Raw genomic sequence first — 15,830 nt, 5'->3', positions numbered from 1 at the left:
CAACCCGTGTTTCGCCTCCTAGCCTGCTAGCATGTTAGTGCGAAATCAAGGGCGGCGTGAGCGCATCGACGAATGAAAACAGTCTTGCCGCCGACCCTTACCGCGCGTTGCCTCGATTGCACGGTTCAGAGCGCGGCAATCTCACCGACGCGGTCGAACAGGCGTTGCGCGCGGCCATCGTCAATCTGGCGATGGAGCCCGGCATGATGATCGACAAGCTCGCGGTGTGCGAGCGCATGGGCGTATCGCGCTTTCCCGTTTCGTCCGCACTGGCGAAGCTCGCGGCCGCGGGTCTCGTCGAAGTCTTGCCGCAGCGCGGCACGCGCGTCATGCCCATCGTCATGCACGATATACGTCAGCATCTCTTCATCAGGAGCGCGCTCGAAGTAGAAGCCGTGCGCACGCTCGCCGCCGCATGCGACGAAGCCACGCTCGATGCGCTCGACGCCAACCTCGACCGCGAGCGCGACGCAGTGCAGCAAGGTCTGCGCCGCGAGTTTCATCTGCTCGATCTCGCGTTTCATGAACTGCTATTGGATGCGATCAATCTGCCGCGCGTGAAGGAGATCGTCGCGGCATCGCGCAATGCGCTCGATCGCGCGCGACGCCTGATGGCGAGCCCCGAGCGGCATGCGCACACGCTCGCGGAGCATTTGCGTATCGCGCAGGCGATCCGCGCCCGCGATGGCGAAGCGGCCGCGCGCGCGATGCACGATCACCTGGATGAAGTCGTCGCCGAACTGCGGCGCTTCTCTGCTGAAAGACCGGACCTGTTCAGGGAGTAGGAGACAAGGAAGACGAGAAAGCGTGGTCAACCGCAATGGAGGAGACAACAATGAACCTGTTCAAGCAAGTCGGCGCCGCGGCCGTGCTCGCTGCCGCATGCCTCGCCGCATCGCCGGCGATGGCGGCCGAGGACTTCAAGGGCGTGACTGTCAACGTGATGACCTTCGTCGGTCCGCAGATCGCCGAGCCGCTGCAACGGCGCGCGCCCGAGTTCGAGAAGCTGACGGGCGCGAAGGTGAACGTGCTGACGGTGCCGTTCTCCGATCTCTATCAAAAGCTGCTGACGGACTGGGCTTCGAGCACGAACTCCGTCGATGCCGCCGTGTTCGCGCCGCAATGGATGGTCGATTACACGAAGGGCGGCTTCCTCGAAGACCTGTCGCAACGCGTGGCGAAAGATGCCGCGTTGAAAGAAGACGACGTGATGCCGTTCTTCGTCGACTTCTCGCAGAAGTACAACGGCAAGACCTATCTCATCGCGCTCGACGGCGACTTCCAGATGGTCTATTACCGCACCGATATCCTCCAGCAGCTCGGCAAGCAGCCGCCGAAAACATGGGACGATTACCTCGATATCGCGAAGGCCGCGAACGGCAAGGTCTTCGGCGGCGACGGCAAGCCGGTCGCGGGCTCGTGCATCTCGAAGAAGCGCAACGCGCAGGCATACTGGGCGATCATTTCGATCGCGGGCGGCTATCTGCAATCGAAGGGCACGGCGCAAGGCGTGTTCTTCGATCCGCGCAACTTCAAGTCGCTCGTGAACAACGACGGCTTCAAGGAAGCGCTGCGCGTCTACAAGGAATCGACCAGCTATGGTCCGCCCAATGAGATCAACCTCGATGTCGGCGATACGCGCAGCGCGTTCATCTCCGGGCATTGCGCATTGACGCTCGACTGGGGCGATATCGGCCCGCTCGCCATCGATCCGAAGCAGTCGAAGGTGATCGACAAGGTCGGCGCGGTGATCCTGCCCGGCTCGCGCAAGGTGCTCGACCGCGACACGGGCAAGCTCGTGCCGTGCGACAAGAACACATGCCCGTATGCGATCGACGGCGTGAATCACGCGCCTTTCGCCGCGTTCGGCGGCTGGTCGGGCGGCATCAACGCGAAGGCGAAGCCGAAGGTGAAGGACGCGGCCTACGCGTTCCTTTCGTTCATGAGCCAGCCCGCGCAATCGAATGTGGATGTGACCATCGGCGCGTCGGGCTTCAATCCGTACCGGCGCTCGCAGTTCACGGACATGTCGGCGTGGAAGAAGGCGGGCATGGGCGACGCGGCCGCGAAGTCGTATCTCGGCGCGATCCAGCAGAGCCTGCAAAGCCCGAACATGATCATCGATCTGCGCATTCCGCAGAATCAGCGCTATGAGCAGGTCGTGCTCGATACGGCGGTCGCGCGCTTCCTCGCGGGCGAGCTCGATGCGGATGCGACGATGAAAGCCATCGACAGCGGCTGGAGCGAGATCACCGACGATCTCGGCAAGGACGGCCAGTTGCGCGCGTACAAGGCATCGATCGGGGCGAAGTGAAGGCTCTGGCGAGCGCGTCTGCAAGAGCGCTCGCCACCGCAATGGAGGCTTGATGAATACGCAGTCGCACGCATCGTCCGTCGTCGCGAACGAGCGAGGCTCGCGCGCGCGCGTCGCGAACTGGCTCGACCGGCAGGCGCCCTATGTGTTCGTGCTGCCGACCGTGCTGCTGATTCTCGCGTTTTCGATCTTCCCGCTCGTGACATCGGCGTATCTTTCGCTCACGCGCTTCGAGCTGGGCGAGGGCGGCTATCAACTGACTTTCACGGGCCTGCGCAACTACGCGCGCCTTTTTTCGGGCAGCCAGCAATACCACTTCACGGGCGTGTTCCGCTCGCCCGGAATACTCAGCATCGCAACCATGCTGATTGCCGTGATCGCCGTGCTCTTCTGGTTCTACCGTTACATGAGAAGCGAGCGGCGTTCGATCATCGGCACGCTCGGGCGTCTGATCGCCGCATGCGCGTTCCTCGCGCTCGTGTGGCTCGCGGCCAATACGCTCGGCGGCGGCGGGGCGCTCGGCAGTTTGATGGTCACGATCTTCTATGTCGTGCTCGGCGTCGCGCTGCAGTTTTTCATCGGCCTCGGGCTTGCGTGGCTGTGCACGCTGCCCCTCAAGGGCGGACGCTTCTTCCGCCTGTTGTTCTTTCTGCCGCTGATGGTGACGCCGGTCGGCATTGCGTACATGTTCCGCATGATGGCCGATACCTCCATCGGCCCGCTCGCGCCGCTATGGTCGTGGCTCGGGCTCGGGCAGATCGCGTGGGCGGCGGACCCGTGGCTCGCGCGGCTCGTGGTCGTGATCGGCGATACGTGGCAATGGGTGCCGTTCATGTTTCTCGTGATGCTCGCGGCGCTCGAAGGCACGTCGCGCGAACAGATCGAAGCGGCGCAGCTCGACGGCGCATCGGCCTGGCGCGTGTTCCGCGATGTCACGTGGCCGTCGATCGCGCCGGTCGCGGCGAGCGCCGTGCTGATCCGCCTGATCGAAGCTTTCAAGATCGTCGACCTGCCGAACGTGCTTACGAATGGCGGCCCCGGCATTGCCACGGAATCGATGACACTGCATGCGTTCATCGAATGGCGCACGCTGAATCTCGGCGGCGCGTCGGCAGTGGCTTACATGCTGTTCTTCGTGTCGACGATCGCGTGCGTGTCGTTCTTCCAGTTCGTCGTGCGGCGCGCGCGGGGAGATCAGTGATGAGCGCATTGAAGCGCTGGTTCGTGCCCGCGCGTCTGGACGAGTTGCCCGTCGGCGCCAGGGCGATCGCGTATCTGTTGCTCGGGTTGTGGTCGCTCGTCGTGCTGTTTCCGTTGTACTGGATGGCGATCACATCGTTCAAGCTGCCGGTGGATGTATCGACGGGACCGCTCTACATTCCGTTCGTCGACTTCAAGCCGCATCTCGATGCGTGGCATTACATCTTTGTCGACCTCGGGCCGGACACGTATCGCCCGTACATGAATTCGCTGATCATCGCGACATGCGGCACGGCGGCATCGGTCTTTCTCGGCTCGATGGCGGCTTACGCGCTCGCGCGCATCGAGTATCGGCCGCCCGTTGCGGCGGTGGGTCTCGGCGTGCTGTTGATCGCGTTGCTGATCGCGGCGGTCGCGTGGGGCCATGTCGATTTGCGTATCGCGCTCGCCGTTGCGCTTGCGCTTTTCTTCCTGATCCTGAGGCCGATCGTGCGTCGCGCGCGCAAGCATCTGAACAACGACGACATCCTCTTCTGGGTCATATCGCAGCGCATCCTCCCGCCCGTCGTGCTGGTGATTCCGATCTATCTCATGTTCAAGAACGTCGGCCTGCTCGATACCCATCTCGCGCTCATCATCACGTATGCGACGGCGAACCTGCCGATCGTCGTGTGGCTCATGTTCGATTTCTTCGACGGCGTGCCGCGCGAGATCGAAGAAAGCGCGCAGATCGACGGCGCGACGCGCTTCTCGATTCTCTTCGGCATCGTGCTGCCGCTGGTTGCGCCGGGACTCGTCGCGACGAGCCTGCTCGTGCTGATTCTCTCGTGGAACGAGTACCTGTTCGCGCTCTTTCTGACGACCGCGAACGCGCAGACGATGCCGCTGCTCGTCGCGGCGCAGAACGCGACGCGCGGTCCGCAATGGTGGAACATGTCGGTGCTGATACTCATCATGATCCTGCCGGTGATGCTGCTGACGCTCACGCTGCAGCGCTTCATCGTGCGGGGCATTCTCGTGGGAGCCGTGAAAGGATGACGGCCATGGATAGCGAGGCGGTGAAGGTCGACGACGCTCGCCTCACGAAGATCGCGGCGGCGCGCCAGTCGAAGAGCGTGTCGTTGAGAAACGTCGGCAAGATGTTTGGCGATACGCGCGTGCTGCGCGATCTGTCGCTCGACGTGCAGGCGGGCGAATTTCTCGTGCTGCTCGGCGAATCGGGCTGCGGCAAGACGACGGCGCTGCGCATCGTCGCGGGTCTCGAATCGGCGACGGAAGGCGCGGTTTTCGTAGGCGATACAGATGTGACGCATCAACTGCCGCGCGATCGCGACGTGGCGATGGTGTTTCAGTCGTATGCACTGTATCCGCACAAGACGGTGTTCGAGAACATCGCGTATCCGCTCATTGTGAGAAAGCGCTCGAAAGCGGAGATCGATGCAGCCGTGCGCGAAGTGGCGGCGAGCGTGCAACTGGAGCCGCTGCTGTCGCGCCTGCCGCGGCAGTTGTCGGGCGGGCAGCGTCAACGCGTGGCGCTCGCGCGCGCGATCGTGCGGCGGCCTGCCGCGTTTCTGATGGACGAGCCGCTATCCAATCTCGATGCCAAGCTGCGCGGCCACATGCGCGCGGAACTGAAGCACATGCAGCATGAGCTCGGCATCACGACGATCTATGTGACGCACGATCAGATCGAGGCGATGACGCTCGCGCATCGCGTCGCCGTCCTCGACAAGGGCGCGTTGCAGCAGCTCGATACGCCCGCGCGCATCTATTCGGACCCGGCGAATCTGTTCGTTGCGGGATTCATCGGTTCACCGCCGATGAATTTTCTGTGCGGCGCGCTCGCGCAGGGACGCTTCGATGCGCCCGGCCTTTCACTTGAAGCGCCGGTGCGTCACGAAGGGAAGGCGACGCTCGGCGTGCGTCCCGAGGAGTGTTCGCTCGTGGCGCAGGGCGAGGGCGAATTGCAGGGACGCATCTATTCGGTCGAATTGATCGGCGATCACTCGCTCGTCACGATGAACGTGGGCGAGCAGTCGGTCGTCGTGAAAGTGCCGAATACATTTTCGGGCGAGATCGGCGGCGCGGCCGGCGTGCGTGTGAATCGCGAGCGCATCTATTTCTTCGACGAAACTGGCGCGCGTATTCGACGATCTGTTTGAGAAACGTAAGCCTGAATACGTGCGGCCAAGCGTTCCTGTTCGCGTCGTCTATATTGGATTTATGACGATCCGATATGGAGGTGCGAGATGAGGCGCATCTATTTTCTGCTGCCGAGCGTGACCAGTGCAAAGGGGATCATCGACGAACTGCTTTTGAAGCGCATCGAATGGCGGCATATACATGTGCTCGCGCGGCCTCATGAACCGCTGGAGGATTTGCCGCAAGCCACGCTGGTTCAACGTAGCGACCTCTTGCCTGCGCTTGCGCGGGGAACGGCTGCGGGCGGCGTGACGGGCGCGCTCGCCGGGCTCGTTGCGATGGCATTTCCGCCAGCGGGATTGACGATTGCTGGCGGCGCCGTTGTTTGCATGACGCTTGCGAGCATGGGGTTCGGTGCGTGGGCCGCGACGATGATCGGCGTGGGGATACCGAATACGCGGTTGCGGCGCTTCGAACATGCGATTGAAGACGGCGAGTTGCTGATGATGGTCGATGTGCCGAAGGATCGCGTCGAGGAAATTGAGGCTCTGGTGAAGAGCCATCATCCGGAGGCAGATGTGGAAGGGGCGGATCCTACGATTCCTGCTTTTCCTTAATGGGTTTTTCGGTTTGTTGCCGGATCCCGTTTTCGTGTCGGTCTATTAGCGTTGCCCCTATGCGGGGCGGCAGTCACTTTCTTTGCTGCTGCAAAGAAAGTAACCAAAGAAACAGCTTGTCCCATCCAAAGTGCTTCATGCCGGCCCCGGCACAGAAGATGGCACGTGGTCCGGCAGTAGCGAGTGCCCTCAAAGGTCTGATCGGGCTTGGACCGCGCACGGTCTGACAAGCTAGAAGTTTGAGCGCGCTGGTTCAGCACCAAATAGCTCCGGCACAGCGCTACGCGCTGCCGCTGGGTCTACAAGGGAAACCAACGGTGGGCGAATGCAGTGAGATGGAAGCGTTAGCAAGGAAGTGTGCGCCGACCCGATTGACCGGTCGGCCGCGAAGCGGGCGGGAGCTATTTCGTGCCTTACCAGTCAGTTGAGTGGCGCGATGTGGCGGACCGTGCGCGATCCACGCCCGGAGAGTTTTGTGAGGGCACTCGCTACTGCCGGACCACGAGCGCAGTTCTGTGCCGGGGCCGGTGTGAAGTACTTTGGATGGGGATAGCTGTTTCTTTGGTTACTTTCTTTGCAGCAGCAAAGAAAGTGACTGCCGCCCCGCACAGGGGCAGTGCAAATAGACCGACGCGAAAACAGGATTCCATGAAACCGCACGCAGGCCGCCCCGCACAGGGGCAGAGCAAATACACCGACACGAAAACAGGATTTCACGCGCCACGAGAGGAACCCAGGCGATGCGCTAATATCACACCCCGGGACCCAACCAACCCAACCATAGCCAAAAAAGAACACCCATTCACAACCCCGAGGATAAATCCCCCGATGCGCCGTGTGGTCTTCAATCAAAAGGGTGGCGTAGGCAAGTCCACCATCGTCTGCAATCTCGCCGCGATCAGCGCCTCCCGCGGTTTGCGCACGCTGGTCATCGACCTCGATCCGCAAGGCAATGCGAGTCAATACCTGCTCGGCGCAGAAGCCCGCGACGCCCAGCCGAACCTCGCGAGTTTCTTCGAATCGGCACTGAGCTACAGCTTCCGCGAACCGGCGTTCGAATCCTTCATTCATTCGACGCCATTCGAGAATCTGGATATCGTGCCGTCGCACCCGAACCTGGAAGCGCTGCAAAGCAAGCTCGAATCGCGCTACAAGATCTACAAGCTGCGCGATGCGCTAAAAAATCTCGGCAACTACGATGCCGTCTACATCGACACGCCGCCCGCGCTCAACTTCTTCACGCGCTCCGCGCTGATCGCGGTCGAGCGCTGCCTGATCCCGTTCGATTGCGACGACTTCTCGCGCCGCGCACTCTATTCCGTGCTCGATAACGTGCAGGAAATCCGCCACGATCACAATCCGGATCTGAGCGTCGAAGGCATCGTCATCAATCAGTTTCAGCCGCGCGCGAGCCTGCCGCAGCAACTCGTCGACGAATTGCGCAGCGAAGATCTGCCCGTGCTCAACTCGCATCTGTCGCTCTCCGTGAAAATCCGCGAGAGCCATCAGCACGCGCGCCCGATGATCTACCTCGAACCGCGTCACAAGCTCGCGCAGGAATATCTCGCGCTGCACGAGGAACTGAACGGCTGACGCGCCGCGTCCCGCCATGACGGTCACGTCGAAAGTTGCGATCGCAATCATCGTCGAAGCCGTCGTGTTCGTCGCGCTGCTGTTCGGCGCGGCGGGCACGCTCGAATGGGGCGCGGGCTGGGCCTGGATGGTCCTGATGTTCGGCGGCGGCGGCGCCATCACCGTGCTGCTCGCACGGCGCGATCCGGCCTTGCTCGCCGAACGCATGCGCGCGCCGATGCAGCCGGATCAGCCGCTCTGGGACAAGGTCTTTCTCGTCGTGATGGGCGTGCTGTGGTGCGCGTGGCTCGTATTGATGGGGCTCGATGCCGTGCGCTTTCGCTGGTCCGTCATGCCGCTGTGGCTCGCATCGGTCGGCGCGGCGCTCGTCGCGGTGTCGTTCTGGCTCGTCGCGCGCGTGTTTCTCGAGAACACGTTTCTCGCGCCCGTCGTGAAGATTCAGAAGGCGCGCGGGCATCGCGTCATATCGAGCGGGCCGTATGCCATCGTGCGTCATCCGCTTTATGCGGCGGCCGGCATCATGATTCCCGCGAGCGCGCTCGTGCTCGGCTCGTGGTGGGGGCTCGCGTTTTCCGTGCTGCTGCTCGCCGGGCTCGTCTGGCGCACGGTGATGGAGGAGCGCGAGCTCGTCGCGCATCTCGAAGGCTATGCGGCGTACACGCGGCGCGTTCGCTACCGGCTCGTCCCGTTCATCTGGTGAGCGCTCGCCGCACGATATTCGGGAATAAATCGGCTTCACGGACGTTCATGCAGGAGACAGGCGCATTTCGTCGCGCCTCGCTTCCTGTCCGATCATGCATATGCCGACCGTTTCCTCGCAAGCTTCGAATGGACCCAATGGACCCAATGGACCCAATGGACCCAATGGGCCGCCCACCACGGAAAGCCTCTCGGGCATGGTCGCGTTCGTGCGCGCGGCGGAGTCGGGCAGTTTCGTGGCGGCGGGGCGCGCGCTCGGGCTGTCGGCGTCGGCGGTGGGCAAGAGCGTGATGCGGCTCGAAGCGAAGCTCGGCGTGCAACTGCTCAACCGCACGACGCGCAGGATCGGCCTCACGCACGAAGGCGCGCGCTTCTTCGCGCGCTGCAAGCGCATGCTCGCTGATCTCGAAGAAGCGGAGAACGAGCTGTTCCATTCGACATCCTCGCCGCGCGGGCGTCTGCGCATCAGCGCGCCGTCGCTCGGCAACCGTCTGTTGCTGCCGCTCGTGCCGGAATTCAGGCGGCGCTATCCGGATATCGAACTCGATATCGATTTCAGCGATCGCGTGGTCGAGGTCACGCAGGAAGGCTACGACGCCGTGATCCGCACCGGACGTCTCGCCGATTCGCAATTGCTCGCGCGGCCGCTTGCGCAATACGGGCCGGTCGTAGTCGGCTCGCCCGCGTATTTCGCGGGACACGGCGAGCCCGCCACGCCCGGCGATCTCGAAGGCCATGCGTGCATCCGCTTCCGCTCGCCTACGAGCGGCCGGCCCGAGCCGTGGCGTTTCGCGCGCGAGGATCACACCTTCGCGATCGATCCGCACGCGACGCTCACGTTCAACGACATGGAAGCGGTGCTCGCCGCCTGCATCTCGGGGCTCGGCCTCGCGTGCGTGCCGGATTTCGTCGCGAAGAGCGCGATCGAAGGCGGCATGCTGCGCGCGGTGCTCGGCGCGCATATGCGCACGGAAGGCGTGTTCCAGATCTTATGGCCGCCAAGCCGCCACGAAGCGCCGCGTCTGCGCGCGTTCATCGATCACGTCGCGTCGCGGCTCGGCGGCTTGCCGTCGCACGAAGTCCGCTTCCGCGCGGCGTGAAGATCAGCTCTTCTTGGTGGTCTTCGCGACGAAAGGCGCGGGCGCATGCGCGACCTTCTCGCTGCCGCACTTGGGGCATTTGAGCTGCACCGTCGCATGCTCGGCGATATGCTCCGCATGCTCGAAGGTCTCGCCGCAATCCTGGCAACGGTATTGATAAGTCGGCATGGCATCCTCCGCGCGCGACCGGTGATCCGGCGCGATGAGCGCCGGTTCCACCCATTCTAGTTCAGCATTGGCGCGTGAAAATCAGTTCACGACACGGCGCGCGAGCGGCGTCTCCGGCGTCGGGTAGCCGGCCTGCCTGAATGTTTCGATGATCGCGCGATTGGTGTCGAAATAGACCTGCCAGTAGTCGCTCGTGTTGGTATAAGGCCGCACGCACAGCAGCGGCCCTTCCGGCGTGAAGGAGAGCACTTCGATATCCGGCGGCGGTGTCGTCGCGACATTCGGGATTTTCACGACCGCTTCCTTCAAACGCGCGATGGCGTCCAGCGGATCGACGCCGTTCGCGATCTTCGCCGTCAGTTCCACCCGCCGATGCGGCAGCAGGCTGAAATTCCAGATCGTGTCGGAAAAGATCTTGTTGTTGCCGATGATGGCCGCGACGTTGTCCGGCGTCGTGATGGTCGTGCCGAAGAGGCCGAGCTCGGTGACGGTGCCGGTCACGCCGCCCGCCGTCACGAAGTCTCCCACCTTGAACGGACGCAGCACCTGCATGAACACGCCCGCCGCGAAGTGCGCGAGCAAGCCGCCCCATGCGGTGCCGATGGCAAGGCCGAGACCCGCGAGCAGCGCGGCGAAGGATGTGGTCTGAACCCCGAAAATCTGCAGTATCGCGAGAACGAGCAGCAGATTGAGAATGACGCCGATGATCGAGCCGAGATAATGCGCAAGCGTGGGATCGACGCGGCCGTTGCGCGAAAGGAGCTTGCGCATCGTGCTCGTAACGAGATTGATGAGCCAGCGCCCGATGATCCACAGCGCGATGGCGCCGATGACCATGATCCCGATGTCGACGCCGCGCGTCATGATGAATACACGTACGGTTTCGATGTTCATGTCTTTCTCGCGTGCGTGGCACTTCGTCAGAGGAACACGTCGATCGGGGAAAACATGCCGCGTGGATCAAAAGATTTATAGCCGACGCACCGCGTCATCGCAAGAATTACAGGAATGTTTAAGTTTGATCGGAAGGATCGACCGCTCTTGCGAAACAATCATGTCCATTCGGCTTCATCGGCGTTCTGATCGGGCAGGGTCAACCCGGATGCGGGCAAGGGCAGCGCGGTCTTGTAGCGCACCTGCTTGAGTGCGAAGCTCGAACGGATGTTCGAGACGCCAGGCATCTTCGTGAGCCGTTCGAGGATGAAGCGTTCGAGCGCGGCCACATCGGGCAGCACGACGCGCAACAGGTAGTCGGCATCGCCCGTCATCAGATAACACTCCATCACTTCCGGACGCTCGCTGATCGCCTGTTCGAAGCGCGCGAGCGCATCCTTGATCTGCTTTTCCAGACTGACTTGAATGAAGACATTGATGCTCAAGCCGAGCGCTTCGGGGTTGAGCAAGGTGACGTGCTGCTTGAAAAGTCCCGCCTTTTCCAGCGCGCGCACGCGATTGAAGCAGGGCGTCGGCGAAAGATTCACGGCGCGCGCGAGTTCCGAATTGGTGATGCGCGCGTTTTGCTGAAGCTGATTCAATATGCCGATGTCGATGCGGTCGAGGCGCTGCTTTGCATTGGCCGTCATAGTGGAAAGATTCCGGTTTTGAACGTTTTCGAAGAATAAACACACTACCGCAAAGCGCGGCGGCAGCCAAATGAGACGCACATTCTGCGCATCAATGGATATGCTTGAACGAATCTTCTAGCCCATGCGGAGTCGCCCCATGACCGACTTATCGAGCGGAACCAATCAGCTTCTTTCCATTGCCAAGGGACGCGAGGATATCGATCCCGGCGAAACCGCCGAATGGCTGGAGGCGCTCGATGCGGTGGTAGAGCACGTGGGCCGCGAGCGCGCGCAATATCTTTTCGACCGGCTCGCGGAGCATGCGCTCTCCGTGGGCGTCGAATCGGCGCGGGCGCGCGCGACGCCTTATGCGAACACGATTCCCGTATCGCAGCAGACGCCTTATCCAGGCAATCTCGACATCGAGGAAAAGCTCGCCGCCGTGCTGCGCTGGAATGCGCTCGCCATGGTCGTGCGCGCCAATCGCGCCTATGGCGAACTCGGCGGGCATATTGCGAGCTATGCATCGGCGGCGGATCTGTTCGAAGTCGGCTTCAATCATTTCTTTAAAGCGGCGGACGCGAACAACGGCGGCGATATCGTCTACTTCCAGCCGCATTCGTCGCCAGGCGTGTATGCGCGTGCGTTTCTCGAAGGCTTTCTCGGCGAAGAGCACTTGCGCCACTACCGGCGCGAGATCGCGGGGCCGGGCTTGTGCTCGTATCCGCATCCGTGGCTGATGCCCGATTTCTGGCAGTTTCCGACGGGTTCGATGGGCATCGGTCCCATCAACTCGATTTATCAGGCGCGCTTCATGCGCTATGTGCAGAACCGCAATCTGCTTCAGACCGAAGGCCGCAAGGTATGGGGCTTCTTCGGCGACGGCGAGATGGACGAGCCCGAATCGATCGGCGCGCTGTCGCTCGCGGCGCGCGAGAAGCTCGATAACCTCGTGTTCGTCATCAACTGCAATCTGCAGCGGCTCGATGGCCCCGTGCGCAGCAACGGCCGCATCGTCGATGAACTCGAAGCGCAGTTCACCGGCGCGGGCTGGAACGTGATCAAGGTGTTGTGGGGCTCGGACTGGGACGCGCTCTTCGCGCGCGATCGCACGAACGCATTGCTGCGCGCGTTCGCGCATACGGTGGACGGGCAATTCCAGACGTTCTCGGCCAACGACGGCCGCTATAACCGCGAGCGCTTCTTCGGCCAGAATCCGGAACTGGCCGCGCTCGTCGCGCATATGTCGGATGAAGATATCGACCGCCTGCGCCGTGGCGGCCACGATGTGCGCAAGCTGCACGCGGCCTATGCGAAAGCGCTTTCGCACAAGGGCCAGCCCACCGTGATTCTCGCGAAGACGATGAAAGGCTTCGGCATGGGCACGGTGGGGCAGGGCCGCATGACGACGCATCAGCAGAAGAAGCTCGATCTCGACGATCTCAAGGCGTTCCGCGACCGCTTCCGCCTGCCGCTCTCGAACGAAGATGTCGAGCAGCTCAAGTTCTACAAGCCCGCCGACGATGCGCCCGAAATGCGCTATCTGCACGAAAGGCGCGCGGCATTGGGCGGTTATCTGCCGCGCCGCCGCGCAAAGGCTTCGCAAGGCATCGTGCCGCCCGCGCTGAATACGTGGGGCCAGTTCGCGCTCGACGCATCCGGCAAGGAGATGTCCACGACGATGGCCTTCGTGCGCATGCTCGGCAGCCTGCTGAAGGACAAGACGCTCGGGCCGCGCGTCGTACCGGTGGTCGCGGACGAAGCGCGCACCTTCGGCATGGCGAATCTCTTCCGGCAGGTGGGCATCTATTCGCCGCTCGGCCAGTTGTACGAGCCGGAAGACATGGGCTCGATGCTCTATTACCGCGAGGACACGCGCGGGCAGATTCTCGAAGAGGGCATTTCGGAGGCGGGCGCGGTGTCGTCGTGGATCGCGGCGGCGACGTCCTACAGCGTGCACGATCTGCCGATGCTGCCGTTCTACATCTACTACTCGATGTTCGGCTTCCAGCGCATCGGCGATCTGATTTTCGCGGCGGCCGACCAGCGTTCGCGCGGCTTTCTCATCGGCGCGACGGCGGGGCGCACGACGCTCGGCGGCGAGGGCCTGCAGCATCAGGACGGCACGAGCCATCTCGCCGCATCGACGATTCCGAACTGCCGCGCCTACGATCCCGCGTTCGCCTACGAAGTCGCGGCGATCGTCGATGAAGGCATGCAGGAGATGATGGAGCGCCAGAACGACGTGTTCTATTACGTCACCGTGACCAACGAGAACTACGCGCAGCCTTCGGCGCCCGGCGGCTCACTGGATGCGGCCACGCGCGAAGGCATTCTGCGCGGCATCTATCGCATCGGCGACGATACCGCCGGCGCGCAAGTGCAACTGCTCGGCTCCGGCGCGATCCTCAACGAAGCGATCGCCGCGCGCGACTTGCTGAAGCACGACTGGAACGTCGAGGCGGCGGTCTGGAGCGTGACGAGCTTCACGGAATTGCATCGCGATGGCGCATCGAGTGAGCGACTCGCGCGTTTGAACGACGACGATGCGCCCACGCCCTTCGTCACGCGCGCGCTCGAAGGATCGCGCGGTCCCGTGATCGCGGCGACGGACTATGTGCGCGCGGTGCCGGAGTTGATCCGCGCGTACGTGCCGCGCCGCTACGTGACGCTCGGCACCGATGGCTTCGGCCGCAGCGATACGCGTCAAGCGCTGCGCGCGTTCTTCGAAGTGGACCGCGTGTCGATCGTCGTTGCCGCGCTGAAATCGCTCGTGGAAGAAGGCGTCGTCGACAAAACGGTGCTGAAGGCCGCGCGCGAGAAATACGGCAAGACCCAGGAAGCGCACGACGCGCCCTGGCTGCGCTAGGCGTCGTTGCGCGCCGCATCGAGCAGCTCGCGCACTTCCTCGTCGCTCGTCTGATCGAAGTCGATATAGAACTGCCCGACGCCGAAGTATCGAAGCGGCCGCATCACGCACACGAATTCGTCGACGATATCCTCCACGCGCGCTTCCGAATCGAGCGGCGCGACCGGCAGCGCCGCGACGATCTTCGCCGGATTCGCGTGACGCAACGATATCGCCGCGGCTTTCATCGTCGCGCCGGTCGCCATGCCGTCATCGACGACGATCGCGACGCGTCCGTTCACGTCGAGCGGCGGCATGTCGCCGCGATACAGCTTCTCGCGCCGCGCGAGCTCGGCGCGTTCGCGCGCGATCACGCGGTCGAGCTCGTCTTTCCCGACGCCCGCGTATCCCACGATGCGTTCGTCGAGAAAGAACGCATCGCCCGAGGCGATCGCGCCCATCGCGAGTTCGGGCTGAACCGGCACGCCGAGCTTGCGCACGACAAGCACGTCGAGCGGCGCACGAAGCGCGCGCGCCACTTCATAAGCGACCGGCACGCCGCCGCGCGGCAAGGCGAGCACGGTGACGTTGTCGCGGTCGGCGTAATGCGTGAGATGCGTGGCGAGCTCGCGGCCCGCTTCACGACGGTTCTCGAACACTGAGTTCATGTCGCTTGTCCTTTCAGCCCCGAAACGCGCGAAACGAAACGCGCCGCGCCGCCGAGACCTTCATCGAATACCGCGCGATAGCCATTCGCGCCTTCGCGCTGCAATGCCCGGGCGAGGTCGGCATCGAACGCGTTTTCGTGAGCCGAACGCAGGTCCGCGCGCAAGGCGGCCTGCGGCAACGCGGCCAGTTCGCACGCGAGCGCCTCCGCCACCGTGCGCGCTTCGCCTTGCGGCGCGATGCGATTCGCGAGGCCGATGGCGAGCGCCTCGCGCGCATCGACGGCGCGCCCGGTGAGGATCAGATCCAGCGCACGCGACAGGCCGATGAGACGCGGCAGCCGTATCGTGCCGCCGTCGATGAGCGGCACGCCGACACGCCTGCAGAACACGCCGAGCACCGCGCCTTCCTCGACGACGCGCAGATCGCACCATGCCGCCAGTTCGAGACCGCCCGCGACCGCATGGCCCGCGATCGCGGCGATGACGGGCTTCGTCAGCGCGAGGCGCGTCGGGCCCATCGGGCCGGGGCCGCTGCCGTCGGGATGGATCTCGTTGCGGCGCGCGTCGTCGTTGAGCGCGGTGAGATCCGCGCCCGCGCAGAACGTGCCGCCCGCGCCCCACAGCACCGCGACCGACAGCGCATCGTCCGCTTCGAAGCGCTCGAAGGCTTCGCGCAGTGCATCGGCGACGCCGCGATCGACCGCATTGCGCCGCGCGGGCCGGTCGATCACGACGGTCACGACACGCGCATCACCCGCGTGCGACTCCATGCGCACGTGCTCGCCGAGGCGTTCGATGCGAGCCGGCATCGGCCACTCCATTTCGCGAAGATCAGTCTTCAGCATAGTCGCCGCATCGTGCGAGCGTGCATTTGCGCCGAATGCTTGCGATCGCCATACATTTGCCCTGCGTGCTG

General features: G+C 63.3%; 15 protein-coding genes. 10 read left to right on the top strand and 5 right to left on the bottom strand.

The genetic code is table 11. From position 1 onward, the window contains the following. Positions 1-56: 56 nt before the first annotated feature. The 9 genes from AC1Z32_RS31415 to AC1Z32_RS31375 all read left to right on the top strand — a co-directional run bounded on the left by AC1Z32_RS31415 (position 57) and on the right by AC1Z32_RS31375 (position 9,665). Positions 57-785: a GntR family transcriptional regulator gene (locus AC1Z32_RS31415; protein WP_483482727.1), complete on the top strand. Its 729-nt coding sequence runs from the start codon at positions 57-59 to the stop codon at positions 783-785. 50 nt (positions 786-835) lie between these two features. After that, positions 836-2,314, top strand: a complete 1,479-nt coding sequence (locus tag AC1Z32_RS31410) for an extracellular solute-binding protein (protein WP_483482726.1) — start codon at positions 836-838, stop codon at positions 2,312-2,314. Positions 2,315-2,366: 52 nt separating this feature from the next. Then, the gene (locus tag AC1Z32_RS31405; protein ID WP_483482725.1) at positions 2,367-3,515 is read left to right on the top strand and encodes a carbohydrate ABC transporter permease; all 1,149 of its coding nucleotides are present in this window, start codon (positions 2,367-2,369) and stop codon (positions 3,513-3,515) included. Next, the gene (locus AC1Z32_RS31400; protein ID WP_483482724.1) at positions 3,515-4,552 is read left to right on the top strand and encodes a carbohydrate ABC transporter permease; all 1,038 of its coding nucleotides are present in this window, start codon (positions 3,515-3,517) and stop codon (positions 4,550-4,552) included. Before AC1Z32_RS31405 ends, AC1Z32_RS31400 begins: the two co-directional genes overlap by 1 nt. Positions 4,553-4,557: 5 nt before the next feature. Then, positions 4,558-5,676 (top strand): ABC transporter ATP-binding protein, encoded by a 1,119-nt coding sequence (locus tag AC1Z32_RS31395; protein ID WP_483482723.1) that lies wholly within the window; start codon positions 4,558-4,560, stop codon positions 5,674-5,676. A gap of 87 nt (positions 5,677-5,763) precedes the next feature. Continuing rightward, a complete protein-coding gene (locus AC1Z32_RS31390; protein ID WP_483482722.1) occupies positions 5,764-6,273 on the top strand; it encodes a DUF1269 domain-containing protein in 510 nt (169 codons plus the stop codon). 828 nt (positions 6,274-7,101) lie between these two features. Beyond that, on the top strand, positions 7,102-7,866 hold the full coding sequence (locus AC1Z32_RS31385; RefSeq protein ID WP_483482721.1) for a ParA family protein: 765 nt from the start codon (positions 7,102-7,104) through the stop codon (positions 7,864-7,866). A 16-nt stretch (positions 7,867-7,882) separates the two neighbouring features. Next, complete coding sequence (locus AC1Z32_RS31380; protein WP_483482720.1) at positions 7,883-8,566, top strand: methyltransferase family protein; 684 nt, start codon at positions 7,883-7,885, stop codon at positions 8,564-8,566. A gap of 196 nt (positions 8,567-8,762) precedes the next feature. Beyond that, positions 8,763-9,665 (top strand): LysR family transcriptional regulator, encoded by a 903-nt coding sequence (locus AC1Z32_RS31375; protein ID WP_483483355.1) that lies wholly within the window; start codon positions 8,763-8,765, stop codon positions 9,663-9,665. Between the two features lie 3 nt (positions 9,666-9,668). On the opposite strand, the gene AC1Z32_RS31370 is transcribed toward AC1Z32_RS31375, so the two are convergent. From AC1Z32_RS31370 to AC1Z32_RS31360, 3 genes are all read right to left on the bottom strand, one after another. After that, the gene (locus tag AC1Z32_RS31370; RefSeq protein ID WP_062603491.1) at positions 9,669-9,833 is read right to left on the bottom strand and encodes an FmdB family zinc ribbon protein; all 165 of its coding nucleotides are present in this window, start codon (positions 9,831-9,833) and stop codon (positions 9,669-9,671) included. A gap of 81 nt (positions 9,834-9,914) precedes the next feature. Continuing rightward, positions 9,915-10,727 carry a mechanosensitive ion channel family protein gene (locus tag AC1Z32_RS31365; protein WP_483482719.1) on the bottom strand — a complete coding sequence of 271 codons (813 nt, stop codon included), beginning with the start codon at positions 10,725-10,727 and terminating at the stop codon, positions 9,915-9,917. 158 nt (positions 10,728-10,885) lie between these two features. Next, positions 10,886-11,416, bottom strand: coding sequence for an Lrp/AsnC family transcriptional regulator (locus AC1Z32_RS31360; RefSeq protein ID WP_483482718.1), 531 nt, complete (start codon positions 11,414-11,416; stop codon positions 10,886-10,888). A 139-nt stretch (positions 11,417-11,555) separates the two neighbouring features. Here AC1Z32_RS31360 and mdeB point away from each other — a divergent pair, with 139 nt between their 5' ends. Beyond that, positions 11,556-14,267 carry an alpha-ketoglutarate dehydrogenase gene (gene mdeB / locus AC1Z32_RS31355; protein ID WP_483482717.1) on the top strand — a complete coding sequence of 904 codons (2,712 nt, stop codon included), beginning with the start codon at positions 11,556-11,558 and terminating at the stop codon, positions 14,265-14,267. On the opposite strand, the gene AC1Z32_RS31350 is transcribed toward mdeB, so the two are convergent. Continuing rightward, positions 14,264-14,914 (bottom strand): phosphoribosyltransferase, encoded by a 651-nt coding sequence (locus AC1Z32_RS31350; protein WP_483482716.1) that lies wholly within the window; start codon positions 14,912-14,914, stop codon positions 14,264-14,266. The genes mdeB and AC1Z32_RS31350 overlap by 4 nt on opposite strands. Next, on the bottom strand, positions 14,911-15,723 hold the full coding sequence (locus tag AC1Z32_RS31345; protein WP_483482715.1) for a crotonase/enoyl-CoA hydratase family protein: 813 nt from the start codon (positions 15,721-15,723) through the stop codon (positions 14,911-14,913). Before AC1Z32_RS31345 ends, AC1Z32_RS31350 begins: the two co-directional genes overlap by 4 nt. Positions 15,724-15,830: the final 107 nt, after the last annotated feature.

The sequence above is a fragment of the Caballeronia sp. 11_S32 genome (genome assembly GCF_056930355.1).
The sequence above is the reverse complement of the archived record's forward strand: the minus strand, read 5'-3'. Positions and strand labels throughout refer to the sequence as shown.

Bases quoted from the DNA above. Each gene is read 5' to 3' on its own strand.
- AC1Z32_RS31380 (WP_483482720.1), top strand. From the start codon at position 7,883: ATGACGGTCACGTCGAAAGTTGCGATCGCAATCATCGTCGAAGCCGTC.
- AC1Z32_RS31345 (WP_483482715.1), bottom strand. From the start codon at position 15,723: ATGCCGGCTCGCATCGAACGCCTCGGCGAGCACGTGCGCATGGAGTCG.
- AC1Z32_RS31350 (WP_483482716.1), bottom strand. From the start codon at position 14,914: ATGAACTCAGTGTTCGAGAACCGTCGTGAAGCGGGCCGCGAGCTCGCC.
- AC1Z32_RS31390 (WP_483482722.1), top strand. From the start codon at position 5,764: ATGAGGCGCATCTATTTTCTGCTGCCGAGCGTGACCAGTGCAAAGGGG.
- AC1Z32_RS31360 (WP_483482718.1), bottom strand. From the start codon at position 11,416: ATGACGGCCAATGCAAAGCAGCGCCTCGACCGCATCGACATCGGCATA.
- AC1Z32_RS31370 (WP_062603491.1), bottom strand. From the start codon at position 9,833: ATGCCGACTTATCAATACCGTTGCCAGGATTGCGGCGAGACCTTCGAG.
- AC1Z32_RS31365 (WP_483482719.1), bottom strand. From the start codon at position 10,727: ATGAACATCGAAACCGTACGTGTATTCATCATGACGCGCGGCGTCGAC.
- AC1Z32_RS31400 (WP_483482724.1), top strand. From the start codon at position 3,515: ATGAGCGCATTGAAGCGCTGGTTCGTGCCCGCGCGTCTGGACGAGTTG.
- AC1Z32_RS31410 (WP_483482726.1), top strand. From the start codon at position 836: ATGAACCTGTTCAAGCAAGTCGGCGCCGCGGCCGTGCTCGCTGCCGCA.
- AC1Z32_RS31385 (WP_483482721.1), top strand. From the start codon at position 7,102: ATGCGCCGTGTGGTCTTCAATCAAAAGGGTGGCGTAGGCAAGTCCACC.
- AC1Z32_RS31395 (WP_483482723.1), top strand. From the start codon at position 4,558: ATGGATAGCGAGGCGGTGAAGGTCGACGACGCTCGCCTCACGAAGATC.
- AC1Z32_RS31375 (WP_483483355.1), top strand. From the start codon at position 8,763: ATGGTCGCGTTCGTGCGCGCGGCGGAGTCGGGCAGTTTCGTGGCGGCG.
- mdeB (WP_483482717.1), top strand. From the start codon at position 11,556: ATGACCGACTTATCGAGCGGAACCAATCAGCTTCTTTCCATTGCCAAG.
- AC1Z32_RS31405 (WP_483482725.1), top strand. From the start codon at position 2,367: ATGAATACGCAGTCGCACGCATCGTCCGTCGTCGCGAACGAGCGAGGC.